This is a genomic window from Pandoraea cepalis (assembly GCF_902459665.1).
Lineage (GTDB): Bacteria > Pseudomonadota > Gammaproteobacteria > Burkholderiales > Burkholderiaceae > Pandoraea > Pandoraea cepalis.
On sequence record NZ_CABPSL010000001.1, the window covers coordinates 238,215 to 262,430 of the forward strand.

25 protein-coding genes and 1 riboswitch are annotated in these 24,216 nt (G+C 64.6%); of the genes, 23 read left to right on the forward strand and 2 right to left on the reverse strand.

What is annotated here, in order from left to right; translation table 11 throughout:
* Positions 1-15 precede the first annotated feature (15 nt).
* From PCE31106_RS01025 to PCE31106_RS01095, 15 genes are all read left to right on the forward strand, one after another.
* Positions 16-888, forward strand: a complete 873-nt coding sequence (locus PCE31106_RS01025; RefSeq protein ID WP_150562101.1) for a branched-chain amino acid ABC transporter permease — start codon at positions 16-18, stop codon at positions 886-888.
* Between the two features lie 10 nt (positions 889-898).
* Positions 899-1,987 (forward strand): branched-chain amino acid ABC transporter permease, encoded by a 1,089-nt coding sequence (locus PCE31106_RS01030; protein WP_150562102.1) that lies wholly within the window; start codon positions 899-901, stop codon positions 1,985-1,987.
* On the forward strand, positions 1,984-2,736 hold the full coding sequence (locus PCE31106_RS01035) for an ABC transporter ATP-binding protein (protein WP_017233990.1): 753 nt from the start codon (positions 1,984-1,986) through the stop codon (positions 2,734-2,736). Before PCE31106_RS01030 ends, PCE31106_RS01035 begins: the two co-directional genes overlap by 4 nt.
* Positions 2,729-3,448 (forward strand): ABC transporter ATP-binding protein, encoded by a 720-nt coding sequence (locus PCE31106_RS01040; protein ID WP_150562103.1) that lies wholly within the window; start codon positions 2,729-2,731, stop codon positions 3,446-3,448. Before PCE31106_RS01035 ends, PCE31106_RS01040 begins: the two co-directional genes overlap by 8 nt.
* A 35-nt stretch (positions 3,449-3,483) precedes the next feature.
* Positions 3,484-4,239 carry a PIG-L deacetylase family protein gene (locus PCE31106_RS01045; RefSeq protein WP_150562104.1) on the forward strand — a complete coding sequence of 252 codons (756 nt, stop codon included), beginning with the start codon at positions 3,484-3,486 and terminating at the stop codon, positions 4,237-4,239.
* Positions 4,236-4,940 carry a 4-carboxy-4-hydroxy-2-oxoadipate aldolase/oxaloacetate decarboxylase gene (locus tag PCE31106_RS01050; protein WP_017233992.1) on the forward strand — a complete coding sequence of 235 codons (705 nt, stop codon included), beginning with the start codon at positions 4,236-4,238 and terminating at the stop codon, positions 4,938-4,940. The genes PCE31106_RS01045 and PCE31106_RS01050 overlap by 4 nt, the downstream gene beginning before the upstream one ends.
* A 10-nt stretch (positions 4,941-4,950) precedes the next feature.
* Positions 4,951-6,069: a 4-oxalomesaconate tautomerase gene (locus PCE31106_RS01055; protein ID WP_150562105.1), complete on the forward strand. Its 1,119-nt coding sequence runs from the start codon at positions 4,951-4,953 to the stop codon at positions 6,067-6,069.
* Positions 6,066-6,821, forward strand: a complete 756-nt coding sequence (locus PCE31106_RS01060; RefSeq protein WP_017233994.1) for an alpha/beta fold hydrolase — start codon at positions 6,066-6,068, stop codon at positions 6,819-6,821. Before PCE31106_RS01055 ends, PCE31106_RS01060 begins: the two co-directional genes overlap by 4 nt.
* Positions 6,818-7,300: a nuclear transport factor 2 family protein gene (locus tag PCE31106_RS01065; RefSeq protein WP_150562106.1), complete on the forward strand. Its 483-nt coding sequence runs from the start codon at positions 6,818-6,820 to the stop codon at positions 7,298-7,300. The genes PCE31106_RS01060 and PCE31106_RS01065 overlap by 4 nt, the downstream gene beginning before the upstream one ends.
* Before the next feature lie 195 nt (positions 7,301-7,495).
* Complete coding sequence (locus PCE31106_RS01070) at positions 7,496-8,575, forward strand: porin (RefSeq protein ID WP_435873761.1); 1,080 nt, start codon at positions 7,496-7,498, stop codon at positions 8,573-8,575.
* Positions 8,576-8,858: 283 nt separating this feature from the next.
* Positions 8,859-9,662 carry an HAD-IA family hydrolase gene (locus PCE31106_RS01075; protein WP_017233997.1) on the forward strand — a complete coding sequence of 268 codons (804 nt, stop codon included), beginning with the start codon at positions 8,859-8,861 and terminating at the stop codon, positions 9,660-9,662.
* 10 nt (positions 9,663-9,672) lie between these two features.
* Complete coding sequence (gene slmA, locus PCE31106_RS01080) at positions 9,673-10,329, forward strand: nucleoid occlusion factor SlmA (protein ID WP_017233998.1); 657 nt, start codon at positions 9,673-9,675, stop codon at positions 10,327-10,329.
* A 311-nt stretch (positions 10,330-10,640) separates the two neighbouring features.
* Positions 10,641-11,822, forward strand: coding sequence for a homoserine O-succinyltransferase MetX (gene metX, locus PCE31106_RS01085; RefSeq protein ID WP_017233999.1), 1,182 nt, complete (start codon positions 10,641-10,643; stop codon positions 11,820-11,822).
* Positions 11,819-12,481 carry a methionine biosynthesis protein MetW gene (metW, locus tag PCE31106_RS01090; protein WP_017234000.1) on the forward strand — a complete coding sequence of 221 codons (663 nt, stop codon included), beginning with the start codon at positions 11,819-11,821 and terminating at the stop codon, positions 12,479-12,481. The genes metX and metW overlap by 4 nt, the downstream gene beginning before the upstream one ends.
* 106 nt (positions 12,482-12,587) lie before the next feature.
* The gene (locus PCE31106_RS01095) at positions 12,588-13,883 is read left to right on the forward strand and encodes an AmpG family muropeptide MFS transporter (RefSeq protein ID WP_150562108.1); all 1,296 of its coding nucleotides are present in this window, start codon (positions 12,588-12,590) and stop codon (positions 13,881-13,883) included.
* An 88-nt stretch (positions 13,884-13,971) separates the two neighbouring features.
* On the opposite strand, the gene PCE31106_RS01100 is transcribed toward PCE31106_RS01095, so the two are convergent.
* Together PCE31106_RS01100 and PCE31106_RS01105 are read right to left on the reverse strand one after the other, a co-directional pair.
* Positions 13,972-14,745: an exodeoxyribonuclease III gene (locus PCE31106_RS01100; protein ID WP_039830358.1), complete on the reverse strand. Its 774-nt coding sequence runs from the start codon at positions 14,743-14,745 to the stop codon at positions 13,972-13,974.
* Between the two features lie 93 nt (positions 14,746-14,838).
* Positions 14,839-15,783: a LysR family transcriptional regulator gene (locus tag PCE31106_RS01105; protein ID WP_017234003.1), complete on the reverse strand. Its 945-nt coding sequence runs from the start codon at positions 15,781-15,783 to the stop codon at positions 14,839-14,841.
* A 196-nt stretch (positions 15,784-15,979) separates the two neighbouring features.
* Here PCE31106_RS01105 and PCE31106_RS01110 point away from each other — a divergent pair, with 196 nt between their 5' ends.
* The 8 genes from PCE31106_RS01110 to PCE31106_RS01145 all read left to right on the forward strand — a co-directional run bounded on the left by PCE31106_RS01110 (position 15,980) and on the right by PCE31106_RS01145 (position 24,215).
* Entirely contained in the window at positions 15,980-16,423 is a 444-nt protein-coding gene (locus PCE31106_RS01110; protein WP_017234004.1) for a CidA/LrgA family protein, read from the forward strand.
* A gap of 70 nt (positions 16,424-16,493) precedes the next feature.
* Entirely contained in the window at positions 16,494-17,177 is a 684-nt protein-coding gene (locus PCE31106_RS01115) for an LrgB family protein (RefSeq protein ID WP_017234005.1), read from the forward strand.
* 108 nt (positions 17,178-17,285) lie between these two features.
* Positions 17,286-17,411: riboswitch (S-adenosyl-L-homocysteine riboswitch) on the forward strand.
* Between the two features lie 32 nt (positions 17,412-17,443).
* Entirely contained in the window at positions 17,444-18,859 is a 1,416-nt protein-coding gene (gene ahcY / locus PCE31106_RS01120) for an adenosylhomocysteinase (protein WP_017234006.1), read from the forward strand.
* A 173-nt stretch (positions 18,860-19,032) separates the two neighbouring features.
* Entirely contained in the window at positions 19,033-19,392 is a 360-nt protein-coding gene (locus PCE31106_RS01125) for a phage holin family protein (protein ID WP_017234007.1), read from the forward strand.
* A gap of 47 nt (positions 19,393-19,439) precedes the next feature.
* The gene (locus tag PCE31106_RS01130) at positions 19,440-20,279 is read left to right on the forward strand and encodes a TlyA family RNA methyltransferase (protein ID WP_150562109.1); all 840 of its coding nucleotides are present in this window, start codon (positions 19,440-19,442) and stop codon (positions 20,277-20,279) included.
* A 26-nt stretch (positions 20,280-20,305) separates the two neighbouring features.
* Positions 20,306-21,136 (forward strand): methylenetetrahydrofolate reductase [NAD(P)H], encoded by an 831-nt coding sequence (gene metF, locus PCE31106_RS01135; RefSeq protein WP_017234009.1) that lies wholly within the window; start codon positions 20,306-20,308, stop codon positions 21,134-21,136.
* A gap of 204 nt (positions 21,137-21,340) precedes the next feature.
* Positions 21,341-22,981 (forward strand): ABC transporter substrate-binding protein, encoded by a 1,641-nt coding sequence (locus PCE31106_RS01140; RefSeq protein ID WP_017234010.1) that lies wholly within the window; start codon positions 21,341-21,343, stop codon positions 22,979-22,981.
* 229 nt (positions 22,982-23,210) lie between these two features.
* On the forward strand, positions 23,211-24,215 hold the full coding sequence (locus PCE31106_RS01145; RefSeq protein WP_017234011.1) for an ABC transporter permease subunit: 1,005 nt from the start codon (positions 23,211-23,213) through the stop codon (positions 24,213-24,215).
* Position 24,216: the final 1 nt, after the last annotated feature.

Consider the following 24,216-nt stretch of genomic DNA (forward strand, 5'->3'; position numbering starts at 1 on the left):
GTTCGGTAATTCGTCATGACGCAATCGCTTGCCACTTTCCTGTCGTTGTCGATCGACGGTGTGGCCTACGGGATGTTGCTGTTCCTCATCTCCGTGGGTCTCACGGTCACGTTGGGCGTAATGCGCGTGGTCAATCTCGCGCACTCCGCCTTCGCCATGATCGGCGGATATTTCACCCTGTGGGCCATGCAGCGTGCCGGGCTCGATTTCTTCGCCGCGTTGCTCGTCGGTGTGGCGGGCACCATGGTGCTCGGTGCTGTGCTCGAACGCACGTTGTATCGCTGGGTCTACACGGCCAACGGTCTGGGGCAATTGCTCATGACGATCGGGCTCGCGTACATCATCTGCGCGCTGGCCAAGCATCTCGCCGGGACCGAGCTGCAGTCGATTCCCATTCCCGAGGCGCTGCGCGGCACATGGGACTTCGGTGCATTCTCCGTGTCCGTCTATCGCATCTTCGCCCTGGTATGCAGCGCGGTCGTGGCTCTCGGCATCTGGTGGGGGCTGGAGCGCACGCCGTTCGGCGCGAAGCTGCGCGCGGCCGTGGACAACCCGCGCATGGCGCGCTGCGTTGGCATCGACGTGCCGCTCGTGTTCTCGATCACATTTGCCATCGGATGCGGGCTGTCCGGACTGGGCGGCGCGCTGTCGAGCCAGATCCTGCCGCTTGAGCCTTATTACGGCCTGAAGTATCTGGTGCTCGTGCTGATCGTGGTGGCGGCCGGTGGTCTCGGCAGTCTGCGCGGCTCGCTCTATGCAGGCCTGCTGCTCGGCCTGATCGACACGCTGGGGCGCTATTACGTGCCAGCGCTCGGCGCTTTCATGATTTACCTGGCCGTGCTGGCCATTCTGCTGATCCGCCCGCAAGGGTTGGTCGGGCGCGCCTGAGCGGAGGGTCATGATGTCTCATACGAATCCGCTGCCGTCGGCCGCAGGCACGACGCACGTTGTCCCCGCGCTGCGACGCAAACGTCTCGGTGCACTCGATGCGGTATTGCTTCTCGCTGCCGTTGCCACTTACTTCTTCGCCGATCTGTATCTCGCGCTCGCCACGAGCGTGCTGATCATGATCATCTTTGCGCTCTCGCTCGATCTCGTGCAGGGCTATTGCGGCATCGAGACACTCGGGCACGCGGCCTTCTTCGGCAGCGGTGCCTACGCGGCCGGTCTCTTCGCGCTGCACGTCTCGCCCGACCCGCTGCTCGGGCTGGTCGCGGGTGCCGTGGTAGCGGCGCTGGTGGGGCTCGTCACCGGCATCGTCGTGCTGCGGGTGAGTGGGCTCACGCAGATCATGCTCACGCTCGTGTGCGCCACGCTGCTCTATGAGGCCGGCAACGTCGCGAAGTCGATCACGATGGGCGACGACGGCCTGACCGGCTACACCATCGCGCCGGTGCTGGGCAAGTTCGAGTTCGATATCTATGGACATACGGCGTATCTCTACGCACTCGCCGTGCTGCTCGTCGTGTATTTGTTCACGCAATTCCTCGTGAACTCGCCGTTCGGTCTGACCGTGAAGGGCATTCGCGAGAACGCCACGCGTATGTCGCTGCTCGGTGTGCGCGTCGGCTTGCGTCGCCTGATGCTCTATACCCTCGCCGCCGCCCTGGCCGGCGTCGCGGGCGCGCTCTCGGCACAGGTCAACAATATCGTTGCCCTCGACACACTGTCGTTCACGCTGTCGGCCAACGTGCTCGTGATGCTTGCCCTGGGCGGCACCGGACGCCTCTATGGCGCGGCCCTCGGTGCCATCGTCTTCATGGTGTTGTCCGATCGCATCGCGGCCATCGACCCGACGAACTGGCTCGCCGCCCTCGGCGTGTTGCTCATTGTCGTGGTGCGCTTCGCGCCCGACGGCCTGATCGGACTGGTGGATCGCTTTGCCGCTCGCGTCTCCCGTGCGCGGCGTCGCGACCCGCGCGCGATCGTGACGGACACCATCGGCAACACCCAGGCAACGACCACGGACAAGGAGGTGACACCGTGAGCGCTGCACTCGACATTCAGGGGCTGTCCAAGCGTTTCGGCCAGCTCGACGTCACACGCAACGTCAGCCTGTCGCTGCCCGTGGGCGCGCGACACGCGCTGATCGGCCCGAACGGCGCCGGCAAGAGCACGTTGATGAATCTGCTCACGGGCGTGCTCAAACCGAACGCGGGCGTGGTGCGCGTGGGGGGCACCGACGTGACATCGATGCCGTCGCACAAGCGCGTGAAGCTCGGTCTGGCGCGCACGTTCCAGCTCAACACGCTATTCGACACACTCACCGTGGCCGAGAACGTTGCGCTCGCCCTCTCGGCGCGCAGCGGCCTCGACGGTCGCGTCGGCAAGCCGATGGCCAGCCGTCCGGCAGTCGTGGAGGAAGCGGCGGAGCGTTTGCGCGCGCTCGGCATGCTCGATCTCGCGGGCAGGCGCATCGACGAGTTGGCCTACGGCCAACGTCGTCAGGTCGAAATCGCGCTCGGTCTGGCGCTCGATCCCAAGGTGCTGCTGCTCGACGAACCCGTGGCCGGGGTGCCGTCAGGGCAGGGCCGCAAGCTGTTCGAATTGCTGGAGCGCTTGCCCGAAGACGTGGCGGTGATGGTCATCGAACACGACATGGATCTGGTCTTCCGGTTCGCGCGCCGCATCACGGTGCTGGTCGAAGGCGCGGTGCTGATGGAAGGCGAGAAGGACGACGTGCGCCGCGATCCGCGCGTGCGCGACATTTATCTGGGGCGTCGCCATCATGACTGACATCGTGCTCGAAGCCGGCGGGCTCGGCGCCGGGTACGGCGAGACCATTGTGCTCGAAGACGTGAGCCTGCGTCTGGCGTCGGGAGAAGCGCTCGCCATTCTCGGTCGCAACGGCGTGGGCAAGAGCACGCTGCTGCTCAGCCTGTTGGGGCTGACCACGCGCCACGGCGGCGTGGTGCGTTATCGCCGTGACGATATCTCGTCGTGGCCCGCGTACAAGCGAGCGCGCGCCGGGTTGGCGCTGGTGCCGCAGGAACGCGAGATCTTCAAGTCGCTCACCGTCGAAGAAAACCTGCAGGTGTCCGCGATGGGGACGGCCGACGGCGCCTGGACGCTCGATCGCGTGTACGACCTGTTCCCACGCCTGCACCAGCGGCGCCGCAACCTGGGCAACCAACTCTCGGGCGGCGAGCAGCAGATGCTGGCCATCGGCCGTGCGTTGATCGGCAATCCGCGCGTGCTGCTGTTCGACGAGCCATTCGAAGGGCTCGCACCGGTGATCGTCGATCAACTGGTCGATGCGTTCTGGAAGCTGCGCGCGGACGGCGGCATGGGTGTGGTGCTCGTGGAGCAGCACGCGGAACTGGGATTGGAGCTGACGGACCGCGCATTGGTGCTCGACCGGGGCCGCGAGGTCTGGGCGGGACGCAGCAGCGAACTGGCCGCATCGCCGGAACTGCTCGGCACGCTGGTCGGCCTGGAAAGTGCCTGAACGGGCACAGCACAACACGTATTGACGTCAAACATATGAGCACATCACAGCACCCCCTCACCGGCGGATTGGCCGGCCTTGTGGTCAGCGCCCATTCGGCGGACTTCGTCTGGCGTGCGGCGGGCACGATTGCCATGCATGTCGCGCAGGGTTATCGCATGAAGGTCGTGTGCCTGTCCTTCGGCGAGCGTGGCGAGTCGGCCAAGCTCTGGCGCAAGGGCGCGGACATGACCGAGGCGAAGGTCAAGGTCGCGCGTCGCGAAGAAGCGCAGCGCGCGGCCGATATTCTCGGCGCGGAAATCGAATTCCTCGATATCGGCGACTACCCGATGCGCGTGTCCGACGAAACGCTCTTCCGGCTCGTCGACATCTATCGCGAGCTGCAACCGTCGTTCGTGCTGAGCCACTCGGAGAAGGATCCGTATAACTTCGATCATCCGCTCGCGATGCACGTCACGCAGGAAGCCCGCGTCATTGCGCAGGCCGAGGGCCACAAGCCGGGCGGAAAGATCATCGGCGCTCCCGCCGTGCTCGCGTTTGAGCCGCATCAGACCGAGCAGTGCGAATGGATCCCGAACACCTTCGTCGACATCACGCCGGTGTGGGACACGAAGCGTGCCGCCATCGAGTGCATGGCGGGGCAGGAGCACTTGTGGGATTACTACACGCGCGTGGCGTTGCAACGCGGCGTGCAGGCCAAGCGCAACATCGGCATCGCCGCCGCGCGCGACATCAAGTACGCAGAGGGGCTCATGCGCCTCACGCCGGTCGTGACGGAGCAACTGTCATGATCCGCGGCGTCGTCGTTCGTCAAATTCCCCGTGTCGACGCCGCCACGCTCGACGTGCTGCGCAGCGCAGGCAGTGCCACGGTGCACGAAGCGCAGAGCCGGCTCGGCCTGATGGCCACGTACCTGCGCCCGATCTACGCCGGCGCTGCGGTGGCCGGCAGTGCGGTCACGGTGCTCGCGCCGCCCTCGGACAACTGGATGCTGCACGTTGCCGTGGAGCAGGCGCAGCCGGGCGACATCGTTGTGGTTGGCGTGACGTCGCCTTGCGACGACGGCTACTTCGGCGACCTGCTCGCCACGTCGATGAAGGCGCGCGGTGTCGCCGGCCTCGTTATCGATGCGGGCTGTCGCGACATCGGCACGCTCACCGACATGCGGTTTCCGGTGTGGTCGAAGGCCATCTCGTCACAGGGCACGGTCAAGGAGACGCTCGGCTCGGTGAACGTGCCGGTCGTGTGCGCCCATCAGATCGTGAACCCGGGCGACGTGATCGTCGCGGACGACGACGGCGTGGTCGTGGTGCCGTTCGCGAACGCCGAGGCCGTGGCCAAGGCGGCGGCCGCACGCGGTGCCGACGAAGCCTACAAGCGCGGTGTGCTCGCGGGCGGCACGCTGGGGCTCGACTATTACAAGATGCGCGAACGCCTTGCCGCGAAGGGCTTGCGCTACGTCGATTCGCTCGACGAGCTGCAAGGCGAATGAGGACCGCGACGTGACGCATTCGCAAACGCGTATCCGGGCGGCCGTCATGCGGGGCGGCACCTCGAAGGGGTTGTACTTCCTCGCCGAGGATTTGCCTGAGCAGGGCGCCGCGCGCGACGCCGTGCTGCTCGCGGCGATGGGCTCGCCCGACGCACGTCAGATCGACGGCATGGGCGGTGCGAATCCGCTCACGAGCAAGGTCGCCATCGTCTCGCGCGCCACGCGGCCCGACGCCGACGTGGACTATCTATTTGCCCAGGTCGTGGTCGATGAAGCGCGTGTCGACTATGGACAGAACTGCGGCAACCTTCTCGCCGGGGTGGGGCCGTTCGCGATCGAGCGGGGGCTCGTGAGCGCGCCGGGTGACGTGACGGACGTCGGCATTCACATGCTCAATACGGGGCAGGTGGCGGTGGCCACCGTGCAGACCCCGCGCGGCGTGGTGAAGTACGACGGCGACGTGGCCATCGACGGTGTGCCGGGCACGGCTGCCGCGATTCCGTTGATGTTTCGCGATACGGCAGGTTCCTCCTGCGGTGCGCTGTTCCCGACGGGGCAGCGTCAGGACGTCGTGGACGGCATCACGGTGACATGCATCGACAACGGCATGCCGCTCGTGCTCCTGCGCGCGGCGGACCTGGGCATCACTGGCGCTGAGTCTTGCGAGCAGCTCGACTCGGCGCCAGCGTTTCAGACGATGCGCGACCGGATCGAGGCCATTCGACTGGCCGTCGGCCCGCGCATGCATCTTGGCGACGTGCGTTCGCGCACGGTGCCCAAGATGTGTCTCGTCGCGCCGCCGAAGGCCGGTGGCGCCCTCGCGACACGTTGTTTCATCCCACATCGTTGCCACTCGTCCATCGGCGTGTTGGCGGCAGTGAGCGTGGCGACGGCTGCCGCGCTGCCGGGCACCGTTTGCCACGCGATGGCCGTGGTGCCGGACGACGACGCGCCGCTGCTCGCCATCGAACACCCGACGGGCGAATTCACCGTGCGCCTCGCGCTCGGCGTCGATGCCGACGGTGCGCCGGACGTCGCCGGCGCCGGCCTGCTGCGCACGGCGCGCTGGCTCTTCGACGGCGAGGTGTGCATACCGAATCGTGCTTGGCCGCAGGGAGGAAAACCATGAGTGTCGAACGTTCCCCGTTGCTCCTGCTCCCCGGCTTGCTTTGCGATCACGTGGCCTGGGCGGCCACGGCGGCAGCGCTGCCGCAATACGATTGCCGCGTTCCCACGTGGGGCATGCTCGACACCATCGACGCGATGGCCGATCACGTGTTGGCAAGTACCGCCGCGCCATGCTTCGCCCTCGCAGGGCACTCGATGGGCGGACGCGTGGCGCTGGAGGTGGTGCGCCGCGCACCGCATCGCGTCACGCATCTTGCGCTGCTCGACACGGGTTATCAGGCGCTGCCCGACGGCGAGGCGGCCGAGAAGGAACGTGCCGGACGCGCCGCCTTGCTCGCTCGCGCGCGCGAAGCCGGCATGCGGGCGATGGGGCAGGTATGGGCGACCGGGATGGTGCATCCCGACCAGATCGGCACGCCGCTGTTCGGCGCGATTCTCGACATGATCGAGCGCAGCCACCCCGATCAGTTTGCCGCCCAGATTCATGCATTGCTCGGTCGACCGGATGCAACGTCGCTGCTGGGCGGCGTTCGCTGTCCGACGCTCGTGTTGTGCGCCCGGCAGGACACATGGAGCCCGCTCGCGCGCCACGAAGTGATGGCGGGGCTCATCCCGGGGAGCGTGCTGCACGTCATAGAACACAGTGGCCATATGAGTCCGATGGAGCGCCCGCAGGAAGTGGCGCAGGCCATGCGGACCTGGCTGGCACGGCCTGCGTTGGACATCGCACCCACCGAGGGGCGCGACGCATGACGAACGATGCCGCCGATCAGGACCTGACGCCCGGCGTCGACCCGCAATCGCTCGACGCCCTGCTGGCCAAACAGGCTTGCCACGACCTGGTGATGCGCTTCGTCGCCTGCAACGACCGGCGCGACGCGCAGGGACTCGCCGCGCTGTTTGCCGAGGCGGGGGTGCTCGTGCGCCCCAACGGCGACGCGCTCATTGGCCCCGTCGTCATTGCGGCTGCCTATGCGCAGCGTCCAGTGGATCGGCTCACGCGGCATCTCGTAGGCAACGTGCTGATCGATGTCACGTCGCCGACGCGCGCAATCGGCAGCAGCACGGTGTTGCTCTGGAGCGGCTCGGCACACGATGTGCCGGGGCCATTCGGACGTCCGGCACAGGGCCGGCAGGTCATGGGGGAGTTCGAAGACACGTTCGTGCGGACCGCGCAGGGTTGGCGCATTGCCCGCCGCGAAGCGCGTTTCATTTTCGTACGCGAGGCGTGAGGAAAAAACAGCACCGCACGTCGCGCCATCCCTGCACTTGAATCCGGCCGAGGGCGCAGTCAGGGCGGTGGTTCCAAGGGCAGTACCCGAGGCGGCCAGCATGCCGTCTTGCAAAAGACTGGGCCGGCGAGGTTGCCAACGGTCCGGAGGTTGAAGTCTGTAGTTGCTGTGTATTTCAAAAACAAGGGGACAGAAGTGAAAGTGAAACATGCATTGGCCGCTGGCCTGCTGCTGGGGGCGGGCCTGGCGCACGCACAAAGCAACGTGACGCTGTACGGGATCGTCGATACCGGCATCGCCTACTACAACAACGCCGCCACGGGCGGTAGCTTCATCGGCGAGCCGACCCTCACGGGCAAGGTGCCGTCGCGCTTCGGCTTCAAGGGCGTGGAAGATCTGGGCGGCGGCCTGAAAGCCGTCTTCACGTTGGAAAGCGGCTTTCAGCCGGGGACCGGCAACGTGAACTACGGCGGGCGTCTGTTCGGCCGTCAGGCGAACGTGGGTCTCACGGGCGACTGGGGCACGGTGCTCCTCGGCCGCCAGAACAACATGACGTTCTACGTGACGGGCAACGCGGACGTGATCGGACCTTCGATCTTTTCGCTGGCCAGTATCGATCCGTACATCGCCAACGCACGTAGCGACAGCGCCATCGGCTACATGGGCAAATTCTCCGGCGTGACGCTCGGTGCGACGTATAGCTTCGGGCGCGATGGCTCGGCGGCGGGGGGGCCGTCGGCCACGAACTGCGCGGGCAACGTTGCCGGCAACTATCAGGCCTGCAAGCAATTTACCGGCCTGATCGGTTACGACTACCAGAACTTCGGTATTTCGGCGTCGTACGACCAGATGCGCGGCAACACCGGCGCCGCGGCACCGCTGACCAGCTCGCACTATACCGATTCGCACTCGGTCATCAACGCGTACTACAAGTGGTCGACGGGACGCGTGGGCGGTGGCTGGATTCACCGCAACGTGAGCGCCGACGCCGCCTCGCTGCGCTCTGACATCTACTTCATTGGCCTGACCTATCTGCCGACGATCACCTGGGCGTTCGACGCGCAGGCCATACGCTACCAGTTGAAGAGCCGTGCCAACGCGACGATGCTCATCGGCCGCGCCACGTACTCGCTCTCGAAGCGTACGTCGCTGTATGGCCTGGTCGGCTGGGTGGCGAACAGCCAGAATGGCGCGGTGGCGATTGCCGCCGGCGGCTCGGTCGCCACGGGGGGCAACCAGTTCGGCACGATGCTGGGCATTCAGCACACGTTCTGATCGGTCGCGCTGGCGACAAGACGGAAGACGTCATGGAGACGTCATCAAGACGTCAGCGCAACGCCAGAACGCGCAGCATCGCAGGCTGTTGAAGCGAGGGGATCGTCCGGGGGGGCGATCCCCTCGTGAGGCGGTGCTGCGCCCCCCCCAGGTTTGTCAAAGCGGGATTCGCGCGCTAGCATCGTGTCTAGTCATGGCGGCACCGTGTTCTGCGACAGGAAGGGCGATTGTCGGGGCGTGGTGACCATCTCCCCGTATCTCCTCGCATGAATCCGCTATCTTCGTGTCTTCTTCTCACGTTCTGAGCCGGCGACGCCGGGCGCCCCGCGCCCGCAGCGAACACGGCACGCGCGGTCCGGTCTGGCTGTTCGATCTGGACAACACGCTGCATCGCGCGTCGCACGCGATCTTTCCGCGCATCAATCGCGCGATGACGGCCTATATCGTCGAGAAGCTGGGGCTGCCGCCCGACGAAGCCAATCGTCTGCGTACCGACTACACGGCGAAGTATGGGGCCGTGCTGCTCGGCCTCATCAAGCATCACGCCATCGATCCGCACGAGTTTCTGGCGCGCGTGCACGAGCTGCCGCCGCTGGTCGAGGTGCTGCGCGCCGAGCGCGGGATCGCCCGACTGCTCGCCGGCCTGCCCGGGCGCAAAATTCTCCTGACCAATGCGCCCGCGCATTACGCCCTGCCGATTGTCGAGGCGCTGGGCATTCGCCGACATTTCGAGCGCTGCGTGAGCATCGAGGACATGGCGGACCGCCGGGCCTGGCGCGCCAAACCGGATGCGATCATGTTGCGTCGTCTGCTGGTGCGCGAGGGCCTCGCGCCGTATCGGACGTGGCTGGTCGAAGACACGCGCTCCCACCTCAAGCACCTCCGGCATTTCGGCATCAAGACGGTCTGGATCACGGGGCATCTGCCGGCCAGAAACAGTCTTGGCGATGCCATGCCGCGCAGTGGGCGCCCACACTATGTGGATATCAAAGTACAATCTCTGCGCGAGTTACGGGCGCGCCTTGCGACCGGGGCCGGTGCGAGACGCGCAGCCCGAGCCGCCCGACCCAAAAATACCTACCGATAACGACCAGACGATGCAGCAGGAAAACTCTTCGAGCGGTGCCGGTTACGGCGCCGCCGATGCGCTTGAGGCCGTGCCCGCGCCGGTGAAGACAACCCGCCCCAAGCCGGGTGAGCGCCGGGTGCAGGTGTTGCAGACCCTCGCCGCCATGCTCGAGACGCCCAAGGGCGAAAAGATCACCACGGCCGCGCTCGCCGCGCGTCTCGACGTTTCCGAAGCGGCGCTCTATCGCCACTTCGCGAGCAAGGCCCAGATGTTCGAGGGTCTGATCGAGTTCATCGAACAGACCATCTTCGGTTTGATCAACCAGATCTCCGCGCAGGATCAGGACGGCGTGACGCAAGCACGCGCCATCGTGCTGATGCTGCTCGGGTTCGCAGAGAAGAACCCCGGCATGACGCGCGTGCTGACCGGCGAAGCGCTGGTCGGCGAACACGAGCGCTTGCAGGAGCGCATGAACCAGTTGCTCGACCGCATCGAGGCCTCGCTGCGCCAGGTGTTGCGTCTGGCGTGTGCACAGGGCACGCTGCCGGAGACGTTCGATGCCAACTCGCGCGCCAACCTGCTCGTGTCTTACGTGCTCGGCCGCTGGCATCGCTTCGCCAAGAGCGGCTTCAAGCGCTCGCCGGTCGAGGGGGCCGAGCCCCAGATCGCCGCGCTCCTGCGCTAAGATCCCGGGTCTGCGCCGACGGCCCGGATTACGTTATACTTTTGCTTCCCGCGCCGAGGCCGACGTACGTTTGACCGGCTTTGACGCGATGATTGGCGCGCCGATTTGGTGACTCGCTTGCGGGCGCGCGAATGACTCTGACAGGGGGCTTCCCGGCAGAGGGCATTCATTAAAAATGCGGCTAAAGAGGTCGTGCGCGCACGCCGCCGTTTTTCCGTCGACCCCTTTTCCCGCACAGAACGCTTCAGGACGCCGTCCGTCGACCCTTGTCGACTGGGGCGCTGGCCCCGGCATGTTTCGGAAAGGGAGTTATGGAATCTTCAATCGGAATCGTCACACCGCAGCGGATGCACTTCGCTGAGCCGCTGGCACTGCAGAACGGCAGCATGCTCGCCGGCTACGACCTGATGGTCGAGACCTACGGTGAATTGAACGCCGATCGCAGCAATGCGGTGCTGGTGTGTCACGCGCTCAATGCGTCGCATCACGTGGCCGGTATCGCCGCCGACAATCCCAAGGACATCGGCTGGTGGGACAACATGGTCGGGCCCGGCAAGCCGCTCGACACGAATCGCTTCTTCGTCATCGGCGTGAACAACCTCGGCTCGTGCTTCGGCTCGACCGGGCCGATGAGTCTCGACCCAGCCACGGGCACACCGTACGGCGCCCGCTTCCCCGTCGTGACCGTCGAAGACTGGGTCAATGCGCAGGCGCGCGTGGCCGATGCGTTCGGCATCCACAAGTTCGCGGCGGTAATGGGCGGCAGTCTCGGCGGCATGCAGGCGCTGGCGTGGAGCATCATGTATCCGGAGCGCATTGGGCATTGTCTGGTGATCGCCTCCACGCCGAAGCTCTCGGCGCAGAACATCGCCTTCAACGAAGTGGCGCGCTCGGCCATCCTTTCCGATCCGGACTTCTACGGCGGCAACTATTACGCGCATGGCGTGGTGCCGCGTCGCGGTCTGCGCGTGGCGCGCATGATCGGCCACATCACCTATCTGTCCGACGAGGACATGGCGACCAAGTTCGGCCGCGCGCTGCGCCGTGCCGAGGTGATGGCCGACGGCGTAAAGGGCGACGGCAACGCGCAGGACGAAGGCTATCGCTTCAGCTTCGACGTGGAGTTTGAGGTGGAGTCGTACCTGCGCTATCAGGGCGACAAATTCGCCGAGTACTTCGACGCCAACACGTATCTGCTGATCACGCGCGCGCTCGATTATTTCGACCCGGCCCGCACCGTGGGCGGCGATCTGGCGAAGGCGTTGTCGCACACCACGGCCAAGTACCTGATCGTGTCGTTCGCGACCGATTGGCGTTTCGCGCCCGCGCGCTCGCGCGAGATCGTCAAGGCGCTGCTCGACACGCGCCGTACCGTGAGCTACGCCGAGATCGACGCGCCGCACGGGCACGACGCCTTCCTGCTCACCGATGCGCGCTATCACAACCTGGTGCGCGCCTACTACGAACGTATCGCCCAGGAGGTCGGGGTATGAGTCAGTCCACGGTACCGGTGAACAGCGCCCAGGCGGCGGCGCTCGCGGCGTCGCGCGGCCGCATTGCGGCGTCGCTGGCCGAGCGGCCCGATTTCCGGGTGATCGCGCGATGGATCGAACCGTCGTCGCAGGTGCTCGACCTCGGGTGCAGCGACGGCTCGCTGCTGCGTTTGCTGATCGACGAACTTGATGTGAGTGGTTACGGCGTGGAGATCGACGACGCCGGCGTGCTGGCCTCGGCGCAGCGCGGCATCAACGTCATCCAGCAAAACATGGAAGACGGGCTGAAGCTCTTTGAGGATCAGAGCTTCGATACGGTCATTCTGTCGCAGACCTTGCAGACCCTTCACCGCACGGCGGACATTCTGCGCGAGACCGTGCGGGTCGGCCGCGAAGCGATCGTGTCGTTCCCGAATTTTGGCTATTGGCCGCACCGGCTGTCGGTGTTGCAGGGACGCATGCCGGTGTCGAAGAGCCTGCCGTTCCAGTGGCATAACACGCCGAACGTGCGCGTGCTGACCATCAAGGACTTCGAGGCGTTGGCCCCGGACGTCGGTGTGCAGATTCTCGATCGGGCCGTGCTGCATAACGGGCGACTCGTGTCCGTGGGCGCGAACTGGCGTGGTAGTCTTGCGGTCTATCGCGTCAAGCGTTCCTGAACCGACGGCAGCTAACGGGGCAGCGAAGCGCCGGGCCCCTGGCGGGTGAAGGCAAAGGGGGCCGGGTGCCGTGCACCGCGGGCGGCTGGCCCCAACTGTCCTTTCCATGACCGATTCGCTGCCGCCCGACGACGGGCGCGTCTTCCACCCCACGCGGATGCTCATCTGCGTGATTCTCGGTTTCACCTCCGGCTTGCCGCTGTTCATCCTGCTCAACCTGGTGCAGGCGTGGCTGCGCAGCGAGCACGTGGACCTCAAGGCCATCGGCCTGTTCGCCCTCATCCAGTTTCCGTACACGTGGAAGTTCCTGTGGGCGCCGCTCATGGATCGCTTCGCGCCCAACGTGTTCGGATGGAAGCCGGGACGGCGACGCGGCTGGATGTTCGTCACGCAACTGCTGGTGGCCGGTGTGGTGGCGCTCATGGGAACGTATTCGCCGCAGCGCGACCTGATGACGATTGCCGCGCTCGCGGCCGCGCTGGCGTTCTTCAGCGCCAGTCTGGACATTTCCCTGGATGCCTATCGGCGCGAGTTGCTGTCCGACCGCGAGCAGGGGCTCGGCACGGCGATGCACGTGAACGCCTACAAGGTGGCCGGACTCGTGCCGGGGTCGCTGGCCCTCATCATGGCCGATCATCTGCCGTGGTCGCAGGTGTTCTTCGCGACGGCGGCGTTCATGCTGCCGGGCATCGTGATGACGCTCGTCGTCAAGGAGCCGGCGATTCGCGGTACGCCGCCGAAGACGCTGCGCGAGGCGGTGGTCGAGCCGTTCCACGAGTTCGTCACGCGCGGCGGTTGGGCAAAGGCGCTGTTGGTGCTCGCGTTTATCTTTCTCTACAAGTTGGGCGATTCGATGGCGACGTCGCTGGCCACGTCGTTCTACCTGGATCTGGGATTCACGAAGACGCAGATCGGCGTGGTCGCCAAGGCGACGAGCCTGTGGGCGAGCGTGGCGGGGGGCATCATCGGCGGGGTCTGGCTGATCAAACTCGGCATCAACCGTGGGCTATGGGTGTTCGGCGTGCTGCAACTGGTGTCGGTGCTGGGCTTCGCGTGGCTGGCGAAGGCAGGGCCGGTCGTCACGGGGCTGGGCGCGGTGATCGCCTTCGAAGCGTTCACGGCCGGGTTGGGCACGGCGGCGTTTACCGCCTACATTGCCCGTACCACCGACCCGCGTTACACGGCGACGCAGTTCGCGCTGTTCACGAGTCTGGCGTCGGTGCCACGCACGTTCGCGAACGCGGGCACCGGGTATGTCGTCGACGGCGTGGGCTGGGTGACGTTCTTCCTCATCTGCACGGTGCTGGCCGTGCCGGGCATGCTGCTCTTGCCGAAGGTCGCCCCCTGGGGAGCCGACGATGACGACGGCGATGGCGTGCCCGCGGCAAGCGGGTCGCGCTGACGCGACGGGGCCGGCACCGTTCGTCGCCTTCGCTGTGATGGTATGGCTCGGGCGCGGCACGAGCGTGCCGGCCCCTTGGGCGTCTGGATTACAGCGCGTGATCGTAGTCGACCGTGAGCGGCGCGTGGTCGCTGAACTTGATGTCGCGAAACACGGAGGTCGTCTTGGCTTTGCCGGCGATGCCGGGCGTGGCGATCTGGTAGTCGATGCGCCAGCCGACGTTCTTCGCATAGGCTTGTCCGCGATTGCTCCACCACGTGTATTGATCGGCGCGCGGGTCGAGCGTGCGGAAGACGTCGACATAGCCGTGGTCGTCGAACAACTGGGTGAGCCAGGCGCGCTCTTCTGGCAGGAAGCCTGAGTTCTTCAGGTTGCCCTTCCAGTTCTTGATGTCGATTTCCTTGTGCGCGATGTTCACGTCGCCGCACAGGACGACCTCGCGTCCCGCCGCCTTGAGCGCGAGCAGATGCGGCATGAAGTCGGCCATGAAGCGGAACTTGGCGGTTTGTCGTTCCTCACCGCTCGAACCCGACGGGATGTACACCGAAATGACCGACAGGTTGCCGTAACGCACTTCGACATAGCGGCCCTCGGCATCGAACTCCGCATTGCCCCAGCCGACGACGACGTCGTCCGGCTCGCGCCGCACGTAGACGCCCGCGCCGCTGTAGCCCTTCTTCTGCGCGTAATGGAAGTGGCCCTGGTAGTCGTGGGGCGTGAGGAAGTCCGCTGTCATGTCCGGCAACTGCGCCTTGATTTCCTGCACGCACAGGATGTCGGCGTCCTGATTGCCGAACCACTCGAAAAAGCCCTTCTTGGCGGCCGATCGCACGCCGTTCAGATTCGCGGTAATGATGCGCATGAGTGTCGATGCGCCGCGCTGACGCGGCAAGGGGAAAATGTCAGCGGCAAGGATACCGCAATCGCCAGCCGGTCGCCGGTCGACGGCCAGATGTCACGTCCGCCGGGCGCCGCCGGCGATGGCCGCCTTGGCCTCGCCGTCGCCGCCCGGGCCGAGCAGGTCGCGCGCGAGCGCGAGCCAGCGTCGCGCCGCGTGCGACAGATACGAGTCGCGCCGCCACGCCATCGCCAGATCCCACGGAATCTCGGGGTCGCGCACGTTCGCGATCACGAAGCGTTTCGGGTCGAGCCGCGCGCAGAAGGGCTCGGGCAGCAAGGCGATGCCGACGCCGTTGTCCACCATCGACGCAATGAAGTCCCACTGGCTGGAGCGTCCCGCAATCTTGGGCGTGAAGCCCGCGCGACGACATGCGGTGATGACCAGTTCGGACAAGGCAAATCCCTCGCCGTAAAAGACAAACGGTTCGTCGCGCAACTCGCCCAGACCGATGGAGGCGCGGCCTTCCCAGCGTGAATCGCGCGGTGCAATCAACCGCAACGGGTAATGGCACACGGGCAGCACGTCGAGAATCGTGGGATCGACCGGCAGCAGCACGGCGCCCAATTCGATGTCGCCGGCCAGCAACGCCTGTTCGATGGCACGCGAGCCGGTTTCGAAGAGCTTCATCTCGATATCCGGGTAGTGCTGATGAAACGCGCCGATCACCGGGATGAACAAGTCGCCGCCGAGCGGCGGAATCCCGATCGACAATTCGCCGCGCGCGACCGTCTCGAGATCGGCCACCTCCTGCTGCAGGCGCGCGTAAGCGGCGAGCACATCCTGCCCGCGCTCGAAGACGACGCGTCCCGCATCGGTCAATTGGAGCCTGCGCCCCATGCCGCGCTCCTCGCGCAACATCAGCGGCGTACCCAACTCGTCTTCCAACGCCTTGACCATCTTGCTCACGGTCGGTTGCGTGACAAACAGCGCCTCGGCCGCCGCCGTGAAGCTCTGCTGTCGCACCACTTCCACAAATCCTCGCAACGCGCGCAGTTCCATTTTGGATCTCTCGTTTGCACCGCTTTGGTGCCATCGGCGGGAAAGCCCCGTCCTGTATGGCTTTCTCACGCACCATTAGGGTTAATACTTAAATTATTCCAATTTGGAATCGATTTGATAATTCTAATTCATTATATTTATGTTGCGGTGCTTCCTATACTCGGTCTCATATTGATGCCACACCCGGGAGCCCGCCATGACCAAGATGATTGCCAGCCGTATGTATCGCCGTAGCAAGGGCGTGGTTGATGTGGTTTGGCAGATCGCGCTGCTCACCGGTATCTATCTGGTGGCGGATGCTGCATCGCGTCATTTTCATCTCCCGCTGCCGGGTGGTGTACTGGGGCTGCTCGCCGTGGTGGCCCTGCTCATGAGCGGTGTGCTGAAGACGGAGAAGATCAAGCGCGGTGCCGACTGGTTTCTGGCGGAAATGATTCTCTTCTTCGTGCCGATGGTCGCGGCCGTCATGCAATACACCGATCTGCTGCGCCAAGAGGGCCTGCAATTGCTCGCCGTGATCGGCGTCGGCACGGTGCTCGTGATGGTCTCGACGGCGTTGGCGGTCGATCTGGCCTGCCGCGCCGAGCGTCATCTCAAGCGCGCCCTCGTTCGCCGTGCGCACGCGCACGACGCCCGCTGATGCGTGACGTGTGCCAAGTCGCCGCTGTCGCAGCGGCGCCCAATCCTGCTGGCGCTTGCCGGGTCTTGCCATGAATCATACGGCGCTCCTGCTGCTCGTTCTCACGGTCGTCTTCTATTACGTGTCGAAGCGTCTCTATGCGCGTTTCGGCAAGGTGTGGCTCGGCCCGGCCATTCTCGCGCCGGTCCTGCTCATCGCCGTGATGGTCGGCGGCGACATTTCGTACACGACGTACATCTCAGACTCGCGCTGGCTCGTGTGGCTGCTTGGCCCGACGACGATCGCGTTTGCCGTGCCGATCTACGAACATCGCGACATCATTCGCCGGCATGCCTTTGCACTGATCGTCGGCGTTCTCGTCGCGATGGTCGTGGCCGTGGGAAGCTCCTTCGTGCTTGCCCGCCTGTTCGAGCTGCCCCCCGAGATGGCGCGCAGCCTGCTCGCCCGGTCGATTTCGACACCGTTTGCCCTTGCGGTCTCCGACAAGGTCGGCGGCTCGCGCGATCTGGTGGGGCTTTTTGTCATCATCACCGGGTTCATCGGCATGTTGCTCGGCGAGGCGCTGCTGTCGTGGCTGCCGCTGCGCACCCGCATGGCGCGCGGCGCGCCGTTCGGCGCGGGGGCGCACGGCTTCGGCACCGCCAAGGCGCGCCAGATCGGCAGCGAAGAGGGTGTCGTGGCCAGTCTCGTCATGATGATCAACGGCATCGTGATGGTCTTTGCCGCGCCGCTGCTCGCCCATCTGCCCATCTGACGACCGGTCGGCACGGGCGCCGTGCCGCTCGCGCCTCCCCCTCGAAAAATATCCCTTCGGGCGTTGCCCTTGCCCCGACGGCGCGCATCAGTTTTGCTACAATGCCGGGGTCTTGAGGAGCGTTGCGACAGCCACGGTGCTGCCAGGCTCAAGATCCTTCCTATTGGCCCCGCCGGCCGCCGGTTACCTCCGGAGTGCATGGCGTGTGGGCCCCAAGAACGGCGCTCACGTCCCAACTATCTAGTCTTTTAGAGAAAGGAGGCGTGATGAACGCCGTAGTCGATTCAAAATTCTCCGATTTCCATGTTGCCGATATCAAATTGGCCGATTGGGGCCGCAAAGAGCTGACCATCGCCGAGAGCGAGATGCCGGGTCTGGTGGCCACGCGTGCCGAATTCAAGGCCAGCCAGCCGCTCAAGGGCGCGCGCATCGCCGGCTCGCTGCACATGACCATCCAGACGGGCGTGCTCATCGAGACGCTTATCGCCCTCGGTGCCGAAGTGCGCTGGGCCTCGTGCAACATCTTCTCGACGCAGGATCACGCCGCGGCGGCCATCGCCGCTGCCGGGATCCCCGTGTTCGCCTTCAAGGGTGAGTCGCTCGACGAATACTGGGAATACAGCCACCGCATCTTCGAATGGCCGAACGGCGAGTTCGCCAACATGATTCTCGACGACGGCGGCGACGCCACGCTGCTGCTGATTCTGGGCAGCAAGGCCGAGAAGGATCTGTCGGTTGTCGGCAACCCGACCAACGAGGAAGAAGTTGCGCTGTATGCGTCGATCAAGCGTCACATCGCCATCGATCCGCAGTGGTACAGCAAGCGTCTGGCCCAGATCCAGGGCGTGACCGAAGAAACCACCACGGGCGTGCACCGTCTGTATCAGATGGAAAAGGACGGCACGTTGCCGTTCCCGGCCATCAACGTGAACGACTCGGTCACCAAGTCGAAGTTCGACAACCTGTACGGCTGCCGCGAGTCGCTGGTCGACGGTATCAAGCGCGCGACCGACGTGATGATCGCCGGCAAGATCGCCCTCGTGGCGGGCTACGGTGACGTGGGCAAGGGCTGCGCGCAAAGCCTGCGCGGTCTGGGCGCCACGGTGTGGGTCACGGAAATCGATCCGATCTGCGCGCTGCAGGCCGCGATGGAAGGCTACCGCGTGGTGACGATGGAATACGCCGCCGACAAGGCCGACATCTTCGTGACGGCCACGGGCAACTTCCACGTGATCGATCACGACCACATGGCGGCCATGAAGCACCAGGCCATCGTGTGCAACATCGGTCACTTCGATTCGGAAATCAATGTGGCGTCGACCCGCAAGTACGAGTGGGAAAACATCAAGCCGCAGGTCGATCACATCATCTTCCCGGACGGCAAGCGCATCATTCTGCTGGCGGAAGGCCGCCTCGTGAACCTGGGCTGCGCCACGGGCCACCCGTCGTTCGTGATGAGCAACTCGTTCACCAATCAGACGCTCGCGCAGATCGAATTGTTCGTGCATGGCGACAAGTACAAGAACAGCGTGTACGTGCTGCCGAAGCATTTGGACGAGAAGGTCGCGCGCCTGCACCTGGGACGTATCGGCGCCGAACTGACGGTGCTCACCGACGATCAGGCGAACTACATCAGCGTCGACAAGAACGGTCCGTTCAAGCCGGCGCATTACCGCTATTGATCGGTAGCGATCGCGACCGATCAATAACGTGTCTTACCGACCGTCGCCGGTGCGCTGCAAGGCACGGGTGACGGGCAACGGTTTCGCGCGGCGACATCGTGCGCCGCGTTGGTTTTTGTCACTGCCGGTGCCGGGAGCGACCTCCCGCACCGGCCTGTCCTTCGGAGCTTGCCATGCGTCTGCTGCTGATTTGGCTCATCAATGCCATTGCACTTCTCGTTTTGCCGCACGTTGTGTCGGGCATTCAGCTCAAGGGCATCGGGACGGCCCTGGTCGTTGCGATCGTGCTCGGCCTGATCAACGCGTTTCTCCGGCCGTTGCTCGTCGTGCTGACGTTGCCGGTCACGGTGCTCACGCTCGGGTTGTTCATCTTCGTGATCAATGCGCTGTTGTTCTGGCTGGCGGCGCATGTCGTCAAGGGCTTTGAAGTCTCGGGCTTCTGGGCGGCGCTCTTCGGCTCGCTGCTGTATAGCCTGATCTCGTGGATTCTGTCGGCGCTGGTGTTCGGCGGCGACCGCGCTACCAACGTGTAACGGTCGACGCGTCGTCGTCGACCTTGTATTGCAGGAAATTCGCTGTCATGTCGCAAGCCCTTCGTGCCGATCAAGCCCTCGTCGCCCGAGGCTTGGCCGCATCGCGCACCGCCGCGCAACGTCTGATCGATGCCGCACGTGTTTATTACGCGGGCACCGAAACGGCCGTGAAGAAAGCCAGCGAGGTCGTGGCGAGCGACGAAGATCTGGAAGTACGTGCCGCCGCCGACGGCCTGCCCGGCGAGGACCGCTACGTGTCGCGAGGCGGGTTGAAGCTGGCGGGCGCGCTGGCGCAAACGCGGCTCGACGTCACCGGCCGCGTCGCGCTCGACGTCGGGTTGTCGACCGGCGGTTTTGCCGACTGCCTCTTGCAGGCGGGGGCGGCGCGGGTGGTCGGGGTCGACGTCGGTCACGGGCAACTGCATCGACGTCTGGCGTGCGAGCCGCGGCTCGTGTCGCTCGAAGGGATCAACGCGCGGCATCTGTCGCGTGAGACGCTCGATGCGCGTCTGGCACAGCAGGCGGCGGAGGGCGGCGCACAGGGCGAACCGGCGTCGACGATGGCGGCTGTCCCCGAGGCAGGCTTTGACCTGATCGTCGGGGATGTGTCGTTCATTTCGCTCACACTGGTGTTGCCGGCCGTGGCGCCGCTGCTGGGCGCGACCGGCGATTTGCTGATGCTGGTCAAACCGCAGTTCGAAGTGGGGCGTGAGCACATTGGCCGCGGCGGCCTGGTGCGAGATGCCGCGCAGTATGCGCAAGTGGAGACAAAAATCCGCGCCGCCTGTGAGACGTTGGGACTGACGGTAGCCGCATGGCTCGACAGTCCTATCGCTGGCGGTGACGGCAACCGGGAGTTCTTCGTGCACGCGACGCGCGCGGCATGAACGACTCTCTCGATAAAAGAACGATCATGACGCAACCTTCCTTCAGTTTCGAATTCTTCCCGCCCAAGACGGCGGAGGGCGCGGAGAAGCTGCGCGCCACGCGCCAGCAACTCTTCCCGCTCGGCCCCAAGTTTGTCTCGGTGACGTTCGGTGCCGGCGGCTCCACGCAGCAGGGTACGCTCGATACGGTTGTCGAAATCCAACGCGAAGGCGTGGAGGCGGCGCCCCACCTTTCTTGCGTCGGTTCGACCAAGGACAACATCCGCGAGATTCTGCAGACGTATCGCCAACACGGCATCCGCCACATCGTGGCGCTGCGCGGCGATCTACCGTCGGGAATGGGGGAGATCGGCGAGTTTCGTTACGCGTCGGAGCTGGTCGAGTTCATTCGTGCCGAAACCGGCGAATGGTTCCACATCGAGGTGGCGGCCTACCCGGAGTACCATCCGCAGGCGAAGTCGCCGCGCCTGGACCTCGAGCATTTCGCCCACAAGGTGAAGGCGGGGGCGAATGCGGCCATCACGCAATACTTCTTCAATGCGGATGCCTATTTCCGTTTCGTCGACGATGCATCGCGTCTCGGTGTCGACGTGCCGATCGTGCCGGGGATCATGCCGATCACGAACTATTCGCAGATGATGCGCTTCTCGGAGATGTGCGGTGCTGAAGTGCCGCGCTGGATTGCCAAGCGTCTCGAAGGCTTTGGCGACGACCGCGACTCGATTCGCGCCTTCGGGCTCGATGTGGTGACGGCGCTATGCGAACGGCTGCTCGCGCAGGGCGTGCCCGGATTGCACTTCTATACCCTCAACGCGGCGTCGGCCACCAAGGCGATGTGGCAGCGACTCGGTCTGTAACGCGTCGCGAAATCGTTGGCTAATCGGCGGGCGGATGGGAAGTCAATTCTAATCACAATTCAGTGATTTCCTAATCAAAAACACCACAAATAGGCGGTTTGCTAGGGATTTGGCGTGTTGTGGCACGGGGGAAGCTTCAGTAATATCCCCGGTAGGCTCGGTGACAAACCGTTGCCGGGCATCACACCCGATCCCGAGGAGCCTATGAAACAGACTCACACCCTGCGTTTGCTTTTGGCTGCGACGTTGCTTGCCGGTGTGGCCGTGATCCGGCCCGCCGCAGCTGTCGAAATCCCGAACAAGACCCTCGTGTACTGCTCCGAGGGCAGCCCGGTCGGCTTCGATCCGGGCCAGCTCACCACCGGCACCGATTTCGATCCTGCCGACGCCATCTACAATCGCTTGATCGCGTTCAAGCCGGGCGAGACGGGCGTGATGCCCTCACTCGCGGAGTCGTGGGACATCTCGCCGGACAACAAGATCTACACATTCCATCTGCGCAAGGGCGTCAAGTTCCACACCACGGAGTACTTCAAACCCACGCGCGATTTCAACGCCGAGGATGTGAAGTTCACCTTCGATCGCATGGGCGATCGCGACATGCCCTTCCGCAAGGCCTATCCGACGGAGTTTCCGTATTTCGTCGACATGGGTCTGCAGGCTGATATCGACCACATCGAGGTCGTTGATCCGTACACCGTTCGCTTCGTGCTGAAGAAGGTCGACGCCCCGTTCCTTCAGAACCTGGCGATGCCGTTCGCATCGATCCTCTCGAAGGAGTACGCCGACAAGCTGCTCGCGGCGAACAACGCTCGCGATATCGCGCTCAAGCCGGTCGGTACCGGGCCGTTCATCTTCCGCAGCTATACGAAAGATGCCACGCTGCGCTTCGATGGCAACAAGGAATACTGGAACACGAGTCTGCCGCCGAAGGTCAGCAAGCTGATCTTTGCGATCACGACCGACGCCAACGTTCGCATTCAGAAGCTCAAGCGCAACGAATGCCAGATCACGACCTACCCGCGCCCGGCCGATGTCGATGCGATCAAGGCCGAGATCGCGGCGCAGGGCAAGGCGTCGAAGCTCAAGATGCCGGACCAGGTCGGCTTCAACCTCGGCTACGTGGCGTACAACGTGCAGAAGAAGCCGCTCGATCGTGTGGAAGTGCGCCAGGCACTCGACATGGCGATCAACAAGAAGGCGATTCTCCAGTCCGTCTATGGCTCGGCCGGACAGTTGTCGAACGGCGCACCGATGCCGCCGACGCAGTGGTCCTACGACAAGAACATCAAGTCGGCTGGCTACGACCCGGAGAAAGCCCGTGCGCTGCTTGAGAAGGCGGGCGTGAAGAACATGGAAATCACGCTGTGGGCCATGCCGGTGCAACGTCCGTATAACCCGAACGGCAAGCTCATGGCCGAGATGATTCAGGCCGACTGGGCGAAGATCGGCGTCAAGGCCAATATCGTCACGTACGAGTGGGGTGAGTACATCAAGCGCGCCAAGGCGGGTGAGCACGACGCGTTGCTCATTGGCTGGACCGGCGACAACGGCGACCCGGACAATTGGCTCGGCGTGTTGCTCGGCTGCGATTCGGTCAACGGCAACAACTTCTCGAAGTGGTGCTACAAGCCGTTCGACGATCTCATCAAGCAAGCACGCCAGACCACGGACGTCGCCTTGCGCACGAAGCTCTACACGCAGGCACAGGAGATCTTCGCGCAACAACTGCCGTTCTCGCCCATCGCGCACTCCACGCAGTACAAGCCGATGGCCACGAACGTGAAGGGCTTCAAGCTGAGCCCGTTCGGCCGCAACAGCTTCATTGGCGTATCGCTGGAGTAAGGCACCCGGCGGGCGCGTTGATGACCGCATCCGGCTGACACCGGGTGTCGGTCGCTATCTGTCGCCATCCATCGTCATCCCGGTATCACGCAGGCAGACTCGGCCGCCGCGCCCGAGTCCGCCTGCCGCAACAGGACAAAGGATCGTCCATGATTGATTCACGCGGCATAGCGCCATCCGTCCCCGCACAGGGGATGGGCGGTGCGCGAAGCCCCCACGGAAACCTCCTATGCTGAGATTCGTCATGAGACGACTGGGCATGGTGATCCCGACGTTCATCGGCATCACCGTCCTGGCGTTCGCGCTCATTCACCTGATTCCCGGCGATCCGATCGAAGTGCTCGTGGGCGAGCGAAATCTCGACCCTGTCATGCACGCCGAGGCGATGAAGCGCCTGGGTCTCGATCAGCCGCTCACCACGCAATATTTCGTCTATCTGAAGCACGCGGCGCAAGGCGACCTCGGGCGCTCCATCGTCACCAACGAGGGGGTGCTTCACGAGTTCTTCGCCCGCTTTCCCGCGACGCTCGAACTTGCCCTGTGCGCAATGATCTTCGCGCTCGCCGTCGGCTTGCCCGCTGGCGTGGCGGCGTCGCTGCGGCGCGGCAAGATGCTCGACCACACCACGATGGGCGCGGCCCTCACGGGCTACTCCATGCCGATCTTCTGGTGGGGCCTGCTGCTCATCATGTTCTTCTCCGTCTACCTGCAATGGACGCCCGTGTCCGGCCGCATTGGCGTGGAGTACGATGTGCCGCACGTTACCGGCTTCATGCTCATCGACACATTGCTCTCGGGCGACGAAGGGGCGTTCAGTTCCGCGGTGAGTCATCTGATTCTGCCCACCATTGTGCTCGGCACCGTGCCGCTCGCGGTGATTGCCCGCATGACGCGCTCGGCCATGCTCGAAGTGCTTCGCGAGGACTACATCCGTACGGCGCGTGCGAAGGGACTCTCCCCGTGGCGCGTGATCGTCGTGCATGCGTTGCGCAATGCGCTGATTCCGGTCATCACCGTGATTGGTCTGCAAGTCGGCGCGCTGCTCGCCGGTGCGGTGCTGACCGAGAACGTGTTCTCGTGGCCCGGCATCGGCAAATGGCTGATCGATGCCATTCTGCGACGCGACTATCCGGTGGTGCAGGGCGGCATTTTGCTCATCGCAACGGGCGTGATCCTGGTCAACCTGCTGGTCGACGTGCTCTATGGCGTCGTCAACCCGCGCATCCGGCACTGAG